This window comes from Aromatoleum anaerobium (assembly GCF_012910705.2).
In the GTDB taxonomy this organism is placed as follows: domain Bacteria; phylum Pseudomonadota; class Gammaproteobacteria; order Burkholderiales; family Rhodocyclaceae; genus Aromatoleum; species Aromatoleum anaerobium.
On record NZ_WTVG02000040.1, the window covers coordinates 556769 to 574454 of the forward strand.

General features: G+C 68.5%; 14 protein-coding genes. 8 read left to right on the top strand and 6 right to left on the bottom strand.

Translation table 11 applies throughout. The features are described 5' to 3' along the window. Nucleotides 1-13: 13 nt before the first annotated feature. A complete protein-coding gene (locus GO606_RS18105) occupies nt 14-1078 on the bottom strand; it encodes an RNA methyltransferase (protein WP_169117457.1) in 1065 nt (354 codons plus the stop codon). Nucleotides 1079-1422: 344 nt separating this feature from the next. Here GO606_RS18105 and GO606_RS18110 point away from each other — a divergent pair, with 344 nt between their 5' ends. Next, on the top strand, nt 1423-1911 hold the full coding sequence (locus GO606_RS18110) for a hypothetical protein (RefSeq protein ID WP_169117458.1): 489 nt from the start codon (nt 1423-1425) through the stop codon (nt 1909-1911). 148 nt (nt 1912-2059) lie between these two features. Further along, nucleotides 2060-3001 (top strand): AEC family transporter, encoded by a 942-nt coding sequence (locus tag GO606_RS18115; RefSeq protein ID WP_169117459.1) that lies wholly within the window; start codon nt 2060-2062, stop codon nt 2999-3001. A gap of 4 nt (nt 3002-3005) precedes the next feature. Here GO606_RS18115 and GO606_RS18120 read toward each other — a convergent pair whose 3' ends face one another. Further along, entirely contained in the window at nt 3006-3896 is an 891-nt protein-coding gene (locus tag GO606_RS18120) for a LysR substrate-binding domain-containing protein (RefSeq protein WP_169117460.1), read from the bottom strand. Nucleotides 3897-4005: 109 nt separating this feature from the next. Here GO606_RS18120 and GO606_RS18125 point away from each other — a divergent pair, with 109 nt between their 5' ends. Both GO606_RS18125 and GO606_RS18130 read left to right on the top strand, forming a co-directional pair. Next, on the top strand, nt 4006-5265 hold the full coding sequence (locus GO606_RS18125; RefSeq protein WP_169117462.1) for an MFS transporter: 1260 nt from the start codon (nt 4006-4008) through the stop codon (nt 5263-5265). A 159-nt stretch (nt 5266-5424) separates the two neighbouring features. Beyond that, a complete protein-coding gene (locus tag GO606_RS18130; RefSeq protein ID WP_169117463.1) occupies nt 5425-5916 on the top strand; it encodes a polyhydroxyalkanoate granule-associated phasin in 492 nt (163 codons plus the stop codon). 33 nt (nt 5917-5949) lie between these two features. Here the strand turns inward: GO606_RS18130 and GO606_RS18135 are convergent, their stop codons facing one another. Further along, nucleotides 5950-6588, bottom strand: coding sequence for an MlaC/ttg2D family ABC transporter substrate-binding protein (locus GO606_RS18135; RefSeq protein ID WP_169117523.1), 639 nt, complete (start codon nt 6586-6588; stop codon nt 5950-5952). A gap of 119 nt (nt 6589-6707) precedes the next feature. Then, the gene (locus GO606_RS18140) at nt 6708-7082 is read right to left on the bottom strand and encodes an EF-hand domain-containing protein (protein WP_169117464.1); all 375 of its coding nucleotides are present in this window, start codon (nt 7080-7082) and stop codon (nt 6708-6710) included. A 571-nt stretch (nt 7083-7653) separates the two neighbouring features. On the opposite strand from GO606_RS18140, the gene GO606_RS18145 reads away from it, so the two are divergent. The 4 genes from GO606_RS18145 (at nt 7654) to GO606_RS18160 (ending at nt 15953) form a co-directional block, all read left to right on the top strand. Beyond that, the gene (locus GO606_RS18145) at nt 7654-12966 is read left to right on the top strand and encodes an alpha/beta fold hydrolase (RefSeq protein ID WP_169117465.1); all 5313 of its coding nucleotides are present in this window, start codon (nt 7654-7656) and stop codon (nt 12964-12966) included. Between the two features lie 128 nt (nt 12967-13094). Further along, nucleotides 13095-15098 carry an AsmA family protein gene (locus GO606_RS18150; RefSeq protein WP_169117466.1) on the top strand — a complete coding sequence of 668 codons (2004 nt, stop codon included), beginning with the start codon at nt 13095-13097 and terminating at the stop codon, nt 15096-15098. A 78-nt stretch (nt 15099-15176) separates the two neighbouring features. Then, nucleotides 15177-15317, top strand: coding sequence for a DUF3096 domain-containing protein (locus GO606_RS18155; protein WP_169117468.1), 141 nt, complete (start codon nt 15177-15179; stop codon nt 15315-15317). Nucleotides 15318-15491: 174 nt separating this feature from the next. Beyond that, nucleotides 15492-15953: a phasin family protein gene (locus tag GO606_RS18160; RefSeq protein ID WP_169117470.1), complete on the top strand. Its 462-nt coding sequence runs from the start codon at nt 15492-15494 to the stop codon at nt 15951-15953. A gap of 105 nt (nt 15954-16058) precedes the next feature. Here GO606_RS18160 and GO606_RS18165 read toward each other — a convergent pair whose 3' ends face one another. Next, nucleotides 16059-16262 (bottom strand): CsbD family protein, encoded by a 204-nt coding sequence (locus GO606_RS18165; RefSeq protein WP_169117472.1) that lies wholly within the window; start codon nt 16260-16262, stop codon nt 16059-16061. A gap of 233 nt (nt 16263-16495) precedes the next feature. Beyond that, the gene (locus GO606_RS18170; protein WP_169117473.1) at nt 16496-17653 is read right to left on the bottom strand and encodes a methyltransferase; all 1158 of its coding nucleotides are present in this window, start codon (nt 17651-17653) and stop codon (nt 16496-16498) included. Nucleotides 17654-17686 lie beyond the last annotated feature (33 nt).

A 17686-nucleotide genomic window follows, 5' to 3' on the forward strand; every position in this document is an offset into this window, starting at 1 on the left:
GGTCTACGCTCGGTCAGGACTGCCCGCGCCGCGCGAGGACCACCGCCGCGGGCCCGGCTCCCGCGGGCTGTCCGACCCCGCCCGGGGCGATCGCCCGGGCGCGCAACTGGCCGCAACCGCCGTCGACATCCTGCCCCGCCGAATGGCGCAGCTTCGTCAGGATCCCGCGCCGATGCAGGTGGCGCGCCATTGCCGCCGCATGCTCCCAGGAAGGACGGGCGAAACCCGTGCCGGCGACGCTGTTGTACGGGATGAAGTTCATCACCGCGTACTTGCCGGCGAGCAGCCGGACAATGCCGTCGAGTTCCTCGTCGTCGTCGTTGACGCCTGCGAGCAACGTCCATTGATACTGGATCGGGTATCCCGTCGCGCGGGCATAGGTTTCGCCGAGCTCGACGAGTTCGGCCGGGTCGATGCGCGGCGCGCGCGGCATGAGCTTTGCGCGCAGCGCGGCGCGGGTCGTGTGCAGCGACAGCGCGAGCGCCGGCTTGACGTTCCCCTGCGGCAGCCGCTCGAACACACGCCGGTCGCCAACGGTCGAGAAAACCAGGTTCTTGTGTCCGATCCCGCCTTCGGTGCCGAGCAGCCCGATCGCCTCGAGCACGTTGTCGAGGTTGTGGGCGGGCTCGCCCATGCCCATGAACACGACCTTGCGGACGACCCTGCGCGAGCGGGCGAGCACCACCTGCGCAACGATCTCGGCGCTGCCGAGCTGGCGCAGCAGGCCATCGCGACCGGTCATGCAGAAGGCGCATCCGACAGCACAGCCGACCTGCGTCGACACACACAGGCCGTCGCGCGGCAGCAGCACGCTCTCCACGGCCTGGCCGTCGGCCAGTTCGACCAGCAGGCGCGCGCCGTCCTCGCCGGCATGTTCAGAGCGCACGTGCGCGAGCGCGGCCAGCTCCGTGGCGATCGCGGGCAGGCCGGCACGCAGCGGCGCAGGGAAAAAATCCTCGGATCGGCTTTGGCCGCCATCGAGGGGGAGTGCCTGCGTCCAGGCGCGCAACACGCGCTGCTCGTGGCAGGGTTTGGCGCCGCTCGCCCGCAGGCGCTGCCGGATATCGTCGATACGCATCAAATGCGCGAATGCTAGCATCGCCCGGCGATGGCCGCATAGCCGCGCTTCGGGGCAGCAAGCTACCCGTTTTCCCCCGATGCCCGCTACACCGGACGCGGTATCGGCAACCTCCCCGGCCCGCCTCATAATCTCCTTGGCCAATCGTTCTTTGACGACTATCAATCAGTATTGGCGGGCCGAGGTGCAGCCGGTGGTCCGCCGATACCCGAAATCGACGCAAGATGAGGAGACCTGACATGCAGAATTCACCGACAGAACAGCTTCGGACCGAAAACATGGAGTGCGAATTCGTTCCACCGCTTGATCTGCCGGAGACCTGGGGGCTTGCGTGGGAACGCCAGTTGAACGCGGCGCTCGCGTGGCAGGCCGCCAATGCGGACAGCGGCGCGGAAGCGAGCCCGGTGACGAATGCAACGGCGAGCGCCGGGGCGGCGGAATTCCGGCAGGTGGGCGGCACGGCGTGCGCACCGACGATGCGGACGATCACCAGGATGACGACGCTGCTGGGCTCGCTGCGGGAGCGAACGCTGCAGATCCAGAGCGAGGCCGCGAACGTCGCCATCGCCGAGGTGTCGCGTTCCCGTGCTCCGGCGGCGGACGGTGCGGGGAACGATGAAGCATTGCGCCCGCTCGACGCGGAAAACGCGCGGCGAATCACCGAACTCATCCGCTCGTGGTTCGAAATGACCGCCGCTGCACAGGCCGAAATGGCGGTCTTGGCAGGCTTCGGCGCGACCGGCGCCCGCAACGACGCGACCGGTCCGGTGGTATTCGAGCGGCGCACCCAGGCCCGCGTGATCGACTTTCCCGACCGCCGCCGCGCGGCTTGACGGTCCGGGCAGGTGAGCGCCCGCTGCAGGGAATCAACCCGCAGCGCGACGCTCACCTGCCTCCGTTTTTTACCTCGCACTCCGGTGTTATCCTCGCCCGCTCGCATGGCAATCCGTTCCGGATACAACCTGCGTCCGGATTTCATTCATGCTGCAAGTATTCACGATCACCGGCCCGGTCTTCATCGTCATCGCCCTCGGATTCGCCACCGTGCACTGGGGTTTTTTCGCGAAGTCGGACACCCGCATCCTCGGCAAATTCGCGATCAACATCGCCCTGCCGGCAATGCTGTTCAAGGCGCTGACCGAGCGGCCGTTCGCGGAAATCCTCAACACCCGTTACCTGCTCGCCTACGCGCTGGGCTCGCTCGCAACCTTCGCGATCGGTGTCGCGGCGACGCACTTTTTTCGTCACAAGAGCCTGCAGCTGAGCGCCGTGCACGGCATGGGCATGTCGCTGTCGAACAGCGCCTTCATCGGCTACCCGATCGTCCTGCAGTTGCTCGGGCCGCCCGCGGCGATCGCGCTCGCGCTGTGCTTTCTCGTCGAGAACCTGCTGATCCTGCCCCTCGCGCTGGCGCTCGCGGAGAGCGGCGGCGGCAACGGTGAAAGCGCTCTCAAGGTCTTGTCGAACACGTTTCTGCGCCTCGGGCGCAACCCGCTGATCCTCGCGATCGCTGCCGGCTTCGCGTGCGCGATGCTCGAACTGCGGCTGCCCGGGCCGGCGCTGCGGGCGATCGACCTGCTCGCGCTGGCCTCGGCCGGCATCGCGCTGTTCGTCATCGGCGGCACGCTGGTCGGGCTGAAAATCGAGGGCATGCGCGGCGACATCGCATATATCGTCGCCGGGAAGCTGCTGCTCCATCCGCTCGCAGTGTTCGTTGCAGTCATGCTCGTTCCGCCCACCGACCGCGCGCTGCAGATCGCCGCAGTGACGTTCGCATGCATGCCGATGCTGAGCATCTATCCGATCCTGGCGCAGAAGTACGGCCGCGAAGAGCTGTGCGCCGCGGCATTGATGGCCGCGACGGTCAGTGCGTTCTTCACGATCAGCGCAGTGATCTGGGTGCTGCAGGCCGGCATGGGCTGACCGCCTATCCGGCGATCTCTTTCAGCACGTCGAGGAACCCCGCCAGCAACGGGTTCGGGGCGCCCTCGCGGGTGGCGATGGCAAGCGAAAAATGCGCCCCCTCGTCGCGGATCGCAAGGTAGCGCACGCGTGGCAACCGCACGCACTCCAGCGGCGCCGGCAGCAGCGCGGTGCCCAGGCCCGCGGCGACCAATCCGATCTGCGTTGTCGCCTCGCGCGCCGTCTGCACGATGCGCGGCGCAAACCCGGCGCTGCGGCACAGGCGATCGAGGACGAACGGCAGGCCCGAGCCGACGTCGGGTGGAAACGCGATGAAGCCGTCGTCGCGAAATTCCGCGAGCGAGACTTCCCCCCGGTCTGCCCGCGGATGACCGGCGTGGACGACGAGCCGCAACGGGTCGCGCCCGATCTCGCGCGTCTGGATGCCGGCGGGCACTTCGAGGCCGCCGTGCCGCACGAAACCGACGTCGAGAACCCCGTGCAGGATCGCCGCGAACTGCTCCGTCGTGAACATCTCGTGCAACTGCAGACCGACCTGCGGATATCGCTGGCGATAGGTGTATAGCGTGTCGGCGAGCGTCGACGTGTACGGCAGCGACGACGCGAAACCGACTTTCAGTTCGCCGGCCTCGCCGCGTCCGGCACGCCTCGCCTCCTCGACGGCCTCGCGCGACTGCTCGAGGATTTCCCGCGCATGCTCGAAAAAGCGCCGCCCCGCCTCGGTGAGCGCGACGCGCCGCCGGCTGCGGTCGAACAGCGGCGTGCCGATTTCCGCTTCCAGGTCGCGGATCTGCATCGACAGCGGCGGCTGCCCGATATGCAGCCGCGCGGCCGCGCGCGTGAAGTTGAGCTCTTCGGCGACGGTGACGAAATAACGGAGATGGCGTAGTTCCATGATCTGTTTTTTATATCGACAAGGCCAGAACAATATATTGGACTCGTATCATCGCGACAACCTAGCATTTGTCTGCAGAGAACAGCGCATTTGCTCGAGGAGACGACCAATGACCACCCGTTACTCCATTGCCGACGCGATCCGCGAGGATGGCCGCATCGAAGCGGGCAGCAGTGCGTTCCGCAAGGCCAACCTCGCGATGTTCGTCGGCGGCTTTGCGACGTTCGCGATGCTCTACGCGACTCAGCCGATCCTGCCGCGTCTGGCCTCCGATTTCGCCGTCGCGCCGACCACTGCCAGCCTGTCGGTCGCCGCAGGAACGGCCGCGCTCGCGGCGATGCTGATTCCGGCGAGCGTGCTGTCGGACCGTTACGGGCGCGAGCGGGTGATGAAGGCGGCGCTGGTGCTCGGCGCGATCGTCACACTCGTCGCTGCGTTCGCCGCGGATTTCACGCAACTGCTGGTGCTGCGCGTGCTGCTCGGCGCGGTGCTCGCCGGCCTGCCCGCGGCGGCGATGGCCTATCTCGGCGAAGAGGTCGCGCCGGGCGCGCAAGGTCGCGCGATAGGACTCTATATCGCCGGTAACGCGCTCGGCGGCATGAGCGGGCGCTTTCTCGTCGCCGTGCTGACGGACTGGAGTTCGTGGCGGCTCGCCCTGGCGGCCCTCGGTTTCATCGGCGTCATCGCCGCCGCGCTGTTCTGGTACGCACTGCCGCGCTCGCACCATTTCGCACCGCGCGCCGCCGGGCTCGGCGACGTGCTCGCGGACGCCGCGGCGCTGCTCGGCGACCGGGGTATGCGCAGCCTCTTCGCGATCGCGTTCCTCATGATGGGCGCCTTCACGAGCCTCTATAACTACCTCGGTTTCCGTCTCCAGCTGGCGCCGTTCTCCCTCGGCCAGAGCGCGATCGGAGGCGTGTTCATGCTCTACCTCGTCGGCACCGCATCGTCGGCGTGGACCGGCCGGCTCGTCGACCGGGTCGGCCGGCGCACGGTACTGTGGACGATGATTCTCGCGAGCGGCTGCGGCCTCGCGCTGACGCTGTCGGGCGCCCTGCCCGCCGTCATCACCGGCGTCGCGGTGTTCACATTCGGCTATTTCGGCGCGCATACGGCGGCGAGCGGCTGGGTCGGCCGACGCGCACATGAGCGCCGCGCCCTCGCCGCGGCTCTGTACCTGTGCAGCTACTACCTTGGTGCGAGCCTGCTCGGTACGCTCTCGGGGCTGGCGTGGGAGCGGGCGGCGTGGCCGGGCGTCGTCGCGGCGCTCGCGCTGTCGATGTCGATCGCGCTGGGCGCGGCGTGGTGGTTGCGAAAGCTGCAGCCGCTCGCGGCGCCTGCCGCAACCGCGCTCAACCCCGTGTCCTAGTCTTTGTTCCGGCTGCGCGACCCCGACCCCGGTCGAAACACGCGGCGGGCACCGGTCGTAACACGTTCCGCCCCCGTTTCTTGTTACTCTTAATATTCACGACGATTGCCGGGGCGCCGTCCTGGCGACGCCTCTCACTGAATGGAAGAAAACTTCACGATGACTCAACGCCGACCCCGTGGCCTGTCCGCCGATCCGATGCTCCAATGGACCAACCTCGCCGTGAGGACGATCGAGATGATGATGGCGTCCGCGCAGGTCATCGGTCACCGCACCACGCGGATGGCCGACGCCGGCTTTACGCCCAGTGCGAGGGATCAGGAGGAATTCACGCTGATGGGGCAGGAAAAATTCGAGGCGGCCGCCGAATCGGCGCAAGCGATGACGATGCACCTGATGAAACTCAACCAGCGCCTGTGGGAACAGACGTCCGCCCGGATGGTCGGCGGCGCAGCCGCGATGTGGTCCTTGGCGGGCAGCCAGACGCTGGGCCAGTCGGTCGAGCGGCAAGCCGACCTCTTCAACCTGGTTTCGGAATCGGCGCAGAGCATGTCGAAGCTCGCCGGTTCGGGCGTGACGCTCGCCCACCGCGGACTGCGGCCGATCCACGCCAAGGCGACGGCGAACGCGAAGCGCCTCGGGGGACGGTAATCTCTTGACCTCTGTCAGCAGGCGGGTGAGCGATCAACTCGTTCCCCCCGCCCTCGGGACGGGCGCCTGCGGGTTGCGGTTCTTCTCCTGCAGCGCCTTCAGCAACCCTTCGATACCGCCGCTGCTGATCTCGTTGTTGAAGCTGCTGCGGTAGTTCGTCACGAGACTGACGCCGGCGACCGTGACGTCGATGACTTTCCACTCCCCTCCCTTGTCCACGAGGCGATAGTCAAGAGCGATCGGCTGCCCGCCCGGCTTGTTGATCTGGCTCTGGACGAGCACTTCCTTCGCGTCCGGCCCTTTGCGCATCGGCTTGAAAGTCACCGTCTCGTCGCTGTACTCGGTCAGCGCGTTCGCGTAAGTGCGTACCAGCAGCGTGCGGAATTCTTCGCTGAGCTGCCTGCGCTGCTCGTCATTCGCCTGCGTCCAGTGACGCCCGAGGGCGAGCGCCGTCATGCGCGGAAAATCGAAGTGCGGCGCGATGCGGGTCTCGATCAACTCGGCCGCGCGCTTGCTATCGCCGGAGCGGATCTGCTTGTCCTCGCGCAGGATCGTCAATACCTCTTCGGTGACATCCTTGACCAGGGCGTCCGGCGCGCTCTGTTGCGCCACGACCAGCAGTGAAGCAAGCAGCAGCAGGATGGCAAGCAGAGAACGTGCGAACGTCGGCATCATCAACTCCTTGACATGCTGCAGATCCCGCGGCCCCGGATGTCACTCCGGAGCACCCGAGCCCTTCAGGCGGACGACGCCGGCCGGTGTCGCCCGCCGCGCCGGGAAGGGCCTCTTCGTCACGGCGTCTTCTTGTTGCCGGCGTTCCACTCGTTCATCGACAGCTTGCCGTCCTGGTCGGTGTCGAGCTGGTCGAAGCGCGCCTGCAGGTCGGCCGAACGCTTGGCCTCGTCCTTGGTCACCTGACCGTCCCTGTCCCGGTCCAGTTCCATGAACATCGTCGCGTCAGCGTCCTTCGCAGTCCCGCTTCCCATCCGTTCGCCCGGCGAAGCCGGCGTCGCGGGGGTCGCGGGCGTGGTGCCGGAAGGCGTGGTCCGGCTGGGGGACGTGCCCTGGCCGCTGCCGTAGCCGCCGCTGCCCTGGGCCTGGGCTGCCGCCGCCAGCGGAACAGCCGCCGCGATGATCAAGGCCGTGAGAGTGAGTTTGCGTTTCATGGATGTCTCCTTGGGGGTGTCTGATTTGAGTGGCAACCGGTGAAACTCCGGCATTGGCGAATGAGCAAATCCGGTGCCACTTGGCGAAAACCCCGCAATGGCAAGCCTTTTGGCGGAATGCGACGTCGCTGGCGGCGCGTCCCGGGCAGCGAATCCGTCGCCGATCCGCAACAGCCCGGCGGCACTTGCGGGGCCGGTATCCGCCGCCGCCCTCCGCATCCGTTGCCAGCGTCCGCCTGGACAAGCGTGGGGGGCATGACATTGTTTTCGGCAGCCACGGGCTTGTCGTCAGTCGGCGACAACGGCACGTCGCGCGTGCCGCCCGGTTTACCGCCGCAGGGGGCGCAGCGAAAGGCTTCCGCGCTGCCCGATTGACAAAACCGGAGCCGGCTTCTAAACAGGAATAGTCAAAAAGAATAACCCCCCCCGGCCACCGCATCCGGGTGCGCGACGACAGCGGCGACGAAGCGGAGGCGCGCGATACGTCCGGCGGGACATCGCCTCCCTCGCGACTTTCGCCCGAACGGCAGCCCGCCGTGGCCGGGCGCAGCGCACTTGCGACGGAGGCCCGATGCCGAGCACATTGAAACCGGGCGAAATCCTCGTCCACCTGCCGGGCGAGGAACGTCCCGCGGGGGCGGCACGCAGCGCCCTGCCGCCTGCGCTGACAGCCGGAAGCCGGGCTGCGCTAGGCACTCCGGACCCGTTTCTCGATCGGATCGTCAGCGTCGAGGCCGCCTTCAGCCTCGTCGCGCCGGGCCGGGCCGACGGACCGGAAAGCGCCGCATCGGTCGCCGACGACCGCCTGCTCGCGCTCGAGACGGCGGACGGCGCGACGGTCTTCATCCGCGCCGACAAGCTGCGCGACGATCTCGCCCGAGTGCGTCCTGCAGCGGTGCGTGCCGACGGCTCGCTCGATCTCGCCGCGCTGCGCGACCCGGAGGCGGCTGCGCGCGGCGTGACCGACTGGATCTGGTCGCGGGTGTCGGTGCTGTCGCTGGGCAGCGACGCGATCACCGGCGCCGCGCTCGACAAGGCCGGCGAATGGCTGCGCGACTGGCTCGGCGAAGCGGCGCCGGATCTCGCGCCGTCCGGCGCCTCGTGGCTTGGCGCGAAAGCGCTGATGTGGGCGATCGAAAGCCGCCTGCCCGGCGAGCCGGGGATCTACCACTGGCGCAACGATGCCGCGCCCGCCGCTTCCGACCGCTGCGCACCCGGCGACGCGCGGCTCGCGGCCGGCGCCGACGCGCCGCTGCTGCTGTTTATCCACGGCACCGGCTCGCACACCTTCGGCAGCTTCAGCGATCTGCGCAGCGGCAGCGCCGCCGGCGACTGGGAGGCGCTGGCGCGGCGCTTCGGCGGCCGCATGTTCGGCTTCGAGCACCGGACGTTTTCCGAAAGCCCGATCGACAACGCGCTCGCGCTGGCGCGGACGCTGCCGGCGGACGCCCGGCTGTCGCTCGTCACGCATTCGCGCGGCGGCCTCGTCGGCGACCTGCTGTGCTTGGCCGGCCTCACGGATGCCGCGATCGCCGCCTATCGTCGCGATCCGCCACCGGACACGAGCGAGACGCCGCAGCAAAAGCGCCTGCGCGAGCTGGTCGCGGCGCGCGAACAGGATTCGCTGCGCGCGCTGCGCCAGGAACTCGCCGACAAGAACTTCCGCATCGAGCGCTACGTCCGCGTCGCGTGCCCGGCCCGCGGCACGTCGCTGCTGACGGACAACCTCGACGTGTTCCTGTCGGGTCTGCTGAGCCTGATGGCGAAGCTCGCCGGCGCGGCGACCGGTCCGGCCGGCGGCGCGGCGCTGTCGGCCTTCCGGCGCATCGTGCTGGAGATCGCCGCAAAACGCATCGACCCGCGCTTTCTGCCGGGCATCGAGGCGATGCTGACCGACGCGCCGATGGCGCGGCTCCTCGCGGACGCCCAGCGCAAGCAGGGCATCGCGATGTCGATCATCAGCGGCGACATCGAAGGCGGCAGCGTGCTCAGGCGGATCGGCGTGCTGTTCACCGACTGGATGTTCTTCGACCGCGCCGACAACGACCTCGTCATCGATACCGAGTCGATGTACGCGGGGCTGGCCGCGCGCAACGACGCCCGCTACCTGTTCGACCAGGGGGCATCGGTGCATCACTTCAGCTATTTCTCGAATCGCCTTACGCGAAGCGCGCTGCGCGACTGGCTGACCGCCGACGACCCCGCGGCGCTCGCCGCCTTCGCCCCCCTCGTCCGGCGTCACGAACCGGATGCCGCGACCGTCCGCACTCGTGCAGCGAGGCGCGCCGCGCCGCGCCGCGACAGCCGCCCGGTCGTGATCATGCTGCCGGGGATCATGGGTTCGCACCTCGAGGTTCGCGCCGCCGACCGGTTGCCGGGTGAAGGCGACCGGGTGTGGTTCGACTTTCTCGATCTGGCGAGCGGCGGCCTGGCGAAAATCCGCTTCGACCGGCCGGACGTGCGCGAGGAAGCGCTGTTTGACATGTTCTACGGCGAGCTCGCGGAGTACCTCGCCGACAGCCACTTCGTGATCCGCTGCCCGTACGACTGGCGTCAGCCGCTGCAGGCCGCCGGCGCCTCGGCCGACCATCTCGCGGCGGTGCTGAAGCAGGCGCTCGCCGAGCACCCGAACCAGCCGGTGCGCCTGCTCGCGCACAGCCTCGGCGGCCTCGTCGCCCGCACGATGATCGCAAAGCACCCGGACCTGTGGGCGCAGCTCGTGCGGCGGCCCGGCGGCCGGCTGGTGATGCTCGGCACGCCGAACAACGGCTCGCACCTGATGGTCGAGGCGCTGCTCGGCAAGTCCGACCTGGTGCGCAAGCTCGCGCGCCTCGACCTGCGCCACGACATGCAGCACGTGCTCGACATCGTCGCCGGCTTCCCGGGCGCGCTGCAGCTTCTGCCGCGGCCGGGCTTCGTCGACAACGGCGCGACACTGCACGCCGACTATCTCGACGCCGCCGTGTGGCCGGCGCTCGCGCAGCACAATCGCGACCGCTGGTTCGGCGACCACCGCGTCGGCCGACCCGACGCCGACACGGTGGCGCAGGCCCGCGCGCTGTGGCAGACCACCCTCGCGGCCGGCACCGCACCGCAGCCGGTCGAGCGCGTCGTTTATGTGTTCGGCAAGGCCGGCAACACGCCCTGCGGCCTCGTGCTCGACGGCGGCCGGCTGAAAATGGTCGGCACCCCGGAGGGCGACGGCTCGGTGAGCTGGGCGTCGGGGCGGCTCGCAGGCCTGCCGGACGGGCAATGCTGGTTCATGCCGGCCGATCACGCCGGCCTGACCGGCACCGAGGAACACTTTCCGGCGATCGTCGATCTGCTGCACGCCGGCACGACCAGCCGTCTCGGCCGCCTGCCGGCCTTGCGCGGCGCGGCGGGGGCGACGCTGACGTACGACGCCCCTCCGCCGGTGCTGCCGACCGAGGAGGAACTCGCGCGCAGCATCCTCGGCGGCAAGCCGAAACCTCCCCTTGCGGCGACGAGCCTGCAGTCGCTGCGGGTTTCGGTGGCGGCGATGGACCTGCGCTTCGCCCGCCACCCGGTCATCTGCGGCCACTACATCGGCGACCCGATCGCCGGGGCCGAGGCCAGCATCGACCGTTACCTCGTCGGCGGCGCGTTGCGCCAGCGCGAACGGCTCGGCGTGTACGCCGGCGAAGTCGGGTCGAGCGCGGTCGTGCTGCAGGCCCGCGACGCCGGCGACCGGCTGCACGGCACCGGGCGCGGCGCGGTGATCGTCGGTCTCGGGCGCTTCGGTGAAGTGACGATGATGGACATCGCCGAGACGGTGCGCGCCGGCGTGCTGCGCTTCCTGCTGCACTCGCTCGATCGCCAGGACGGCGACGCGCCGCCCGCGGACGACGCCAATACCGGGCTGACGCTCGCGAGCCTGCTGATCGGCTACAACTCGACCGCGCATATCGGCATCGAGGATTCGATCGCGATGATCGTGCGCGGCGTCATCGCGGCGAACCGCCAGTTTGCCGACGCGATGCCGCGAACCCGGCTGCGCGTCGCGCGGCTCGAGCTGATCGAACTGTTCCTCGACACCGCGATCAGCGCCGCGCGCGCGGTGCGCGAACTGCCCGAACGCATCGCCGCCGACCTGCGTCGGCTCGAAGCCCGCGTCGAGCCGGCTGAAGAACTGCGCGAGGGCGAAGGCGCGCGCCCGCGCCTGGCGGTGTTCGCGCGCTTCGGCTACTGGCCGCGCCTGATGGTCACCGACGCGGACCGCAGCGACGAGTCTCCGCTCGGCGGCGAAGACGACACCGGGCGCCCGTTCCCCCTTCCCGGCGGCGTGCTGCCTCCGCCCGCCCGGCCGGTCGCGACGCGGCTCAAGTACGTGTTCCTGTCCGAGCGCGCCCGCGCCGAAACCGTCGTGCAGCAACGCCAGCCCGGTCTCATCGAGGCGCTGGTGAAAAACGCGATCGGCCGCGACGAATACAGCGCGGACCTGTCGCGCACGCTGTTCCAGCTGATGGTGCCGCTCGAATTCAAGGCCACGGCGCGCGACACCGAAAAACTCGTGCTCGTGGTCGATGGCTACACCGCGAACCTGCCGTGGGAAATGCTGCAGGCGGACGACCAGCCGCTCGCGCTGAAGACGGCGATCGTGCGCAAGTTCGCCTCGACGCGTTACCGCCGCAACCCGATGATCCTGACGCGCAAGGTCGCGTGCGTGATCGCGAACCCCTCGACGCGCGGTTACCACGCCGCTTTCGACGATCCGGTTGCGGCCGCTCCGGCGCCGCACGCCGATCGCCTGCCCGACCTGCCCGGCGCGACGGCCGAAGGCGCGGCAATCCGCGATCTGCTCGCCGGGTGCGGCTACGCAGTCACCTACGGCGAAGGACTTGAAGCGCTCGACGTGTTCGCCCGCCTGTTCCATCAGCCGTGGCGCATCCTCGTGATCGCCGCGCACGGCGTGTTCCGCGTCGTCGCGCGCGACGGGCGTGCGCGCAGCGGCGTGGTGCTGTCCGACGGGCTGCTGCTGACGGCGGCCGAAGTCGGCCAGATGGAAATCGTGCCGGAGCTCGTGTTCCTCAATTGCTGCCACCTCGGCGCGATGAGCGTGCAACGCGAGACCGCGAACCGGCTCGCCTACAGCCTCGCGCGCGAGCTGATCGAGATCGGCGTACGCTGCGTCGTCGTCGCCGGCTGGCAGGTCAACGACGAGGCGGCGAAAGTCTTCGCGACGACTTTCTTCGACAGCTTCGTGCGTCGCTGCCAGCCGTTCGGCCCGGCGGTGTTCGCCGCGCGCCGCAGCACGTGGGAGCGCTTTCCGCAGTACAACACTTGGGGCGCCTACCAGGCGTACGGCGACCCCGAGCATGTGCTCGAGCCGTCCGCCGGGGAGACGGAGGGATGGAGCGCCGCGGCGATGGTGGTTCCGGCGGAGCTGGTGAATGCGCTCGACTGCGTCCGCGTCGCCCTCAGCCACGAGCCTCGCGACCTCGCGACGCTCGAACGCGAACTCGGTGCCCTGCTCGCACGCGGGCCGGCCGCATGGCAGGCGCTTCCCGAAGTGCAGGCGGCAATCGGCGCGGTGTATCGCGAACTCGGCCCCGCAGGGTTCGAAGCGGCGCGCGCCGCCTACTGCCGCGCGCTCGAACTGGAGGATCGCAGCGGGCGTGTTCCGCTCCGGATCGTCGAACAGCTCGCGGAACTCGAGGTCCGTGCGGGCGAAGCGCACGGCGATGTCGCGCCGATTGACCGGACGATCGCACGCCTGCGCGGCCTCATCGCACTGTGCTCGTCCGACCGCGCACGAACGCGCAGCCCGGATGCGCAAAACGCCGTTGCACCCCATGCCGAACTGCGCCCCGCCAGCGACGCATCCCGTCCGGCAAAGGCGCGGCGATCGAAAAAGAAGAGCTGAGCGGGCGCACGGGTTCGCGGGAACCCCGATTGCTGTCGAGCGGCATGGCCCCGCAACGTCGCCGCATCACGCCATCCGGCAGGGCATGACGGGGCAGCAACGGCCGGGGATCACGGAGGCACGGACAGATGAATTCGGGGCGCGTACTCAGGGGCATCGGCGTGACGGTTCTCGGCCTGATCGCGCTGATCGTGCTCGCCGCGCTGCTGTTCGACCCGAACTGGCTACGCGGCCCGATCATGCGCCAGGCGACCGAAAAAACCGGCCGTGAGCTCGTGATCAATGGCGAGCTGGACATCGACTGGGGCTGGCCGGTCACGCGCCTGAGCGCCGGCGGCGTGACGTTCGCGAATCCGCAGTGGGCCGAGGAGCCGCAGATGTTCACCGCCGAGAACATCAGCGTCGGGGTCAGTCTGCCGCAGTTGTTCAGGCGCGTCGTGATGCTGCCGGAGATCACGCTCGACCATGTCGACGTCTTTCTCGAACAACACCCGGACGGCCGGAAAAACTGGCTGCTCGACCGGGAGCAGAAGGACGAAGGCGCGCGTGTCGGAATCGGCCGCCTCGCGCTGCACGACGGCCGCATCCGTTATGCGGATCCCGCGCAGAAGACACGCATCGACGCGACGCTGTCGACAACCGGCGACGGCGGGGCCAGCGGCGAACGCCAGCGTGACAGTGCAGCGGGCAGCAAACCCGAAGCCGACGCACCGGTGGTCAAAGCAACCGAAGGCGGCATCCGGTTCGAGGCGAAGGGGCGATACAAGGGGCTGCCGATGAATGCACGCGGCACCGGTGGCCCGGTCCTCGCGTTGCGCGACGAGGAAACGCCTTATCCGCTCGACGCGCAGGCCCGCTTCGGCGACACGCTGGTGAAGGCCGAAGGGAGCATCACCAGTCTGCTGAAATTGTCGGCGATCGACCTCGATGTGGACCTTCGCGGGGCGAGCACCGCCGACCTGTATCGGCTGATCGGCATCGCGCTGCCGGAAACGCCGCCGTACCGCACTGCCGGCCATCTGATCCGCAACGGCAACATGTGGCGCTACGAGAATTTTTCGGGCGCGATCGGCAAGAGCGACATCGCCGGCACGCTGCAAGTCGCCACCGGCGGCGAACGTCCGTCGCTGCACGGCGAGCTGTCGTTCAAGCTGCTCGATTTCGCCGACCTCGGCCCGCTCGTCGGGGCGCAGGAAACCCCGGCGGAGGCCGGCGACGCCGATGCCGACACCGGGGCGCCCGCCGCGGACGGCACTGTGCTGCCCGAGACGCCGTTCCGTACCGGGCGCTGGAACAGTGTGGACGCCGACGTCAAGCTCAGGGCCGATCGCATCCGCCGCCCCGAAGCGCTGCCGATCGACAAGCTCGTGACCCGCCTGCAGATGCAGGATTCGGTGTTGACGCTCGATCCGCTCGAATTCGCCCTTGCCGGCGGGACGCTCAACGGCACTATCCGCATGAATGGCCAGAAGAAACCGCTCGAGGCGAGCGCGAGGCTTCGGGTGCGCAACCTCAAGCTCGCGGAGTTGTTCCCGACCTCCGAGCGGGCGAAACCGAGCCTCGGGGAACTCAATGGCCAGATCGACCTCAGCGGCCGGGGAAATTCCGTCGCCCGCATGCTCGGCACCGCTGACGGCAAAGCCGCGCTGATCCTGTCCGAAGGCCGGATCAGCCGTTTCATGGTGGAAGCGCTCGGACTGCATCTGTGGGACATGCTGCAGCTGAAGCTTGGCGGCGATGAACTCGTCGAGATCCGCTGTCTGATCGCCGACTTCGGCGTCACGGACGGCATCATGGAAACGAACGCGCTCGTGCTCGACACCGACATCACGCGGATCACCGGTTCGGGCACCATCGATCTGGGCGAGGAAAAACTCGACCTCACGCTGAAATCGGACACCAAGGTCACAACCCCGGTTGCGCTGCGCGGCCCGATCTACATCCGGGGGACTTTCGCCAATCCGGAGCCCTCCGTCGACACCGCCCGGGTTGCCGCGCGCGGGCTCGGCGCCGTCGCGCTGGGCCTGATCAACCCCCTGCTCGCCCTGATCCCGCTCGTCGAAACCGGCCCCGGCATGGACAGCGACTGCGGGCAGCTGATCCGCGAGGCGAAATCCCCGCCGCGCAAGTGATCCGGCAAGCCCCACGACAGGCGGAAAAACGGGCAGCAGATTTCTACTATATTGGAACATCGCGCAAGGAGTTCGGACATGGACCTGCACCTGAGCACTGGCCCGCTGGTATCGCTGATCGCCGGCATCCTGATCCTGATCATGCCGCGGCTGCTCAACTACATTGTCGCGATCTACCTGATCGTCATCGGCCTGATCGGGCTCTTCGGAGTGCGCTGAGCCGGGTCGTACCGGTCGAAACATCCGGTAGTGATTGAGGGATTGCTTCTCGCCACCAACGGAGGAAACTGGGCTCCTTCGCTGCCGCGTACTCCACGGCGCGACAAACGGTGACGCAAGAAGAAGTCGGCAAGGCTCCGACGTCCGACAACGAGAATCCGGAGGGATAACACGATGCCCACGAAGCACGAGCACGACGTAATCGGTGCAAACGTCGTCCAGGCGTTCCAGACGATTTCGACCCTTTATCTGACCAGCGCCCAGCGCCTGGCGGAATTGAACATGAGCACGATGCACGAAGCCATTGAAATCAGTACATCGGCGATGCAGGAAATGGCCCGTGCCAAGAATCCCCAGGACGTCCAGTTGATGGTTTTCCAGCCGCTGCTGGAAAACGCCCAGAATTACACACGCAAGGCCTGCGACATCCTCGCCAAGACCCAGCAGGAAGCCGTCAATGCGATGATTCCGCAGTTCGCGGGCCGCAACCCGTTCGGTGACTGGAACTCCGCCTTCGAAGCCTTCAACACCGGCATGCGCCGGTTTTCGTCGCTGACCGCCGACAACCTTGCCGCGGCGACCGAAGCGACCTCGCAGGCAACCGAGGGGCGCCCGTACAGCAAGAAATCGGCGTAGACGGTTCGATTCGAGTCGGTTCGAAGATGTTACGACGAGGCCCCGCGAGGGGCCTTTTTTGCGTCCCGCACGGGCACGACACTCGCGCCGTGAGGAGGTGAGGCATCAGTCCTTTTGCCGGGCTTCCCATTCGACGATCTGCTTTTCCGCCTCGTCCTTCGATATTCCGTAGGACTCCTGGATGCGGCCGGCCAGCTCGTCACGCCTGCCCGCAATTACATCGAGCTGATCGTCGGTGAGCTTGCCCCACTGCTGCTTGACGTTACCTTTGAACTGCTTCCAGTTGCCTTCGATGCGATCCCAGTTCATTTCGTCACTCCTCGTCGGTGGGTGATCCTCGACCGGATTCCGCCCGAACGATGACCTCATCGGCCGGGTGGAGTCCGTGGTCGCACAGTGAGGTGGCAATCCGCGTTCCCGGGACGTGACCCCCAACAGCCACACGATCAGGAGCGGCATTCCGGCGGCGGAGAGAAACCGGACAGCGGACCGGCGCGAAGCGTGCCGAGGAGTCTGCCCCTGGCGAAATCAATCGCCGGGCGTCACCGCGCTGCGAGTCGCCACAGCGATGTCACTTCCGCTGCGCGCGCCCGGTGCAGCGCATCGGACGCGTCAGCGGCGCGGGGATGCTGCGGGCGGGCGTCCAGGCGTCCAACGACTTTCAGCCCCGCTTCGTCGATCAGCGCCAGCAGTTCGATGCGCGAGCGCAGCCCGAGATGCTCGGCGAAATCCGACAGGATCAGCCACCCCTCTCCGCCCGGAGCGAGATGTGCCGCGAGCCCGCCGAGGAAGCCGCGCAACATGCGGCTGTCGGGGTCGTACACGGCGTACTCGACGGGCGAGCTCGGCCGCGCCGGCACCCACGGCGGATTACAGACGACGAGCGGTGCGCGGCCTTCGGGAAAGAGATCGGCGTGGACGACCTCGACCTGCACGCCAAGGCCGAGCCGGGCGAGATTTTCGGCGGCGCACGCGAGGGCGCGCGGGTCCTGGTCGGTCGCGACGACATGCTCGACACCGCGGCGCGCGAGCACCGCCGCGAGCACGCCGCTGCCGGTGCCGATGTCGAAGGCGAGTGCTTCGGCGCCCGCCGGCAGCGGCGCCTGCGCGACCAGCGCGACGTATTCCCCGCGCAGCGGCGAAAACACGCCGTAATGCGGGTGGATACGTTCGCCCAGCGCCGGAATCGACACCCCCTTCTTGCGCCATTCGTGGGCGCCGATCAGGCCGAGCAGCTCGCGCAGCGACGCGACGAAAGGCTCGCCCGCAGGCCCGTAGGCTTCGGCGCACGCCTGCCGGACGTCGGGTGCACGGCGCAGCGGAATGGCGTAGTCGGCATCGAACGGCAGCAGCAGCATGCCGAGCGTGCGCGCCCGCTGCGCCTGCGCCTGGCGATGCAGATGGAACGCGTCGGTCGCGCCCGGCTCGGCCCCGGCGACGACCTTGCCCGGCTTGCCCGGCCGCCCGCCGCGGCGCTCGGTACGCCGCGCCATCGCCTGCAGCAGCTGGCGCGCGTTCTGGAAGTCCCCGCGCCACAAGATCGCCGTCCCCTCGCACGCGAGCCGGTACGCCGCATCGGCGCTCATGCGGTCGTCGGCGACGACGACGCGTTTCGGCACCGGCGCAGCGCTCTCCGAACGCCAGCGCGCCGAACGCGCCTCCCCGTCCTCGTTCCAGACGATCGATGCGTCACCACTCACGACAGCGGAGCCCCTGCAGCGGCTGCCGATTGC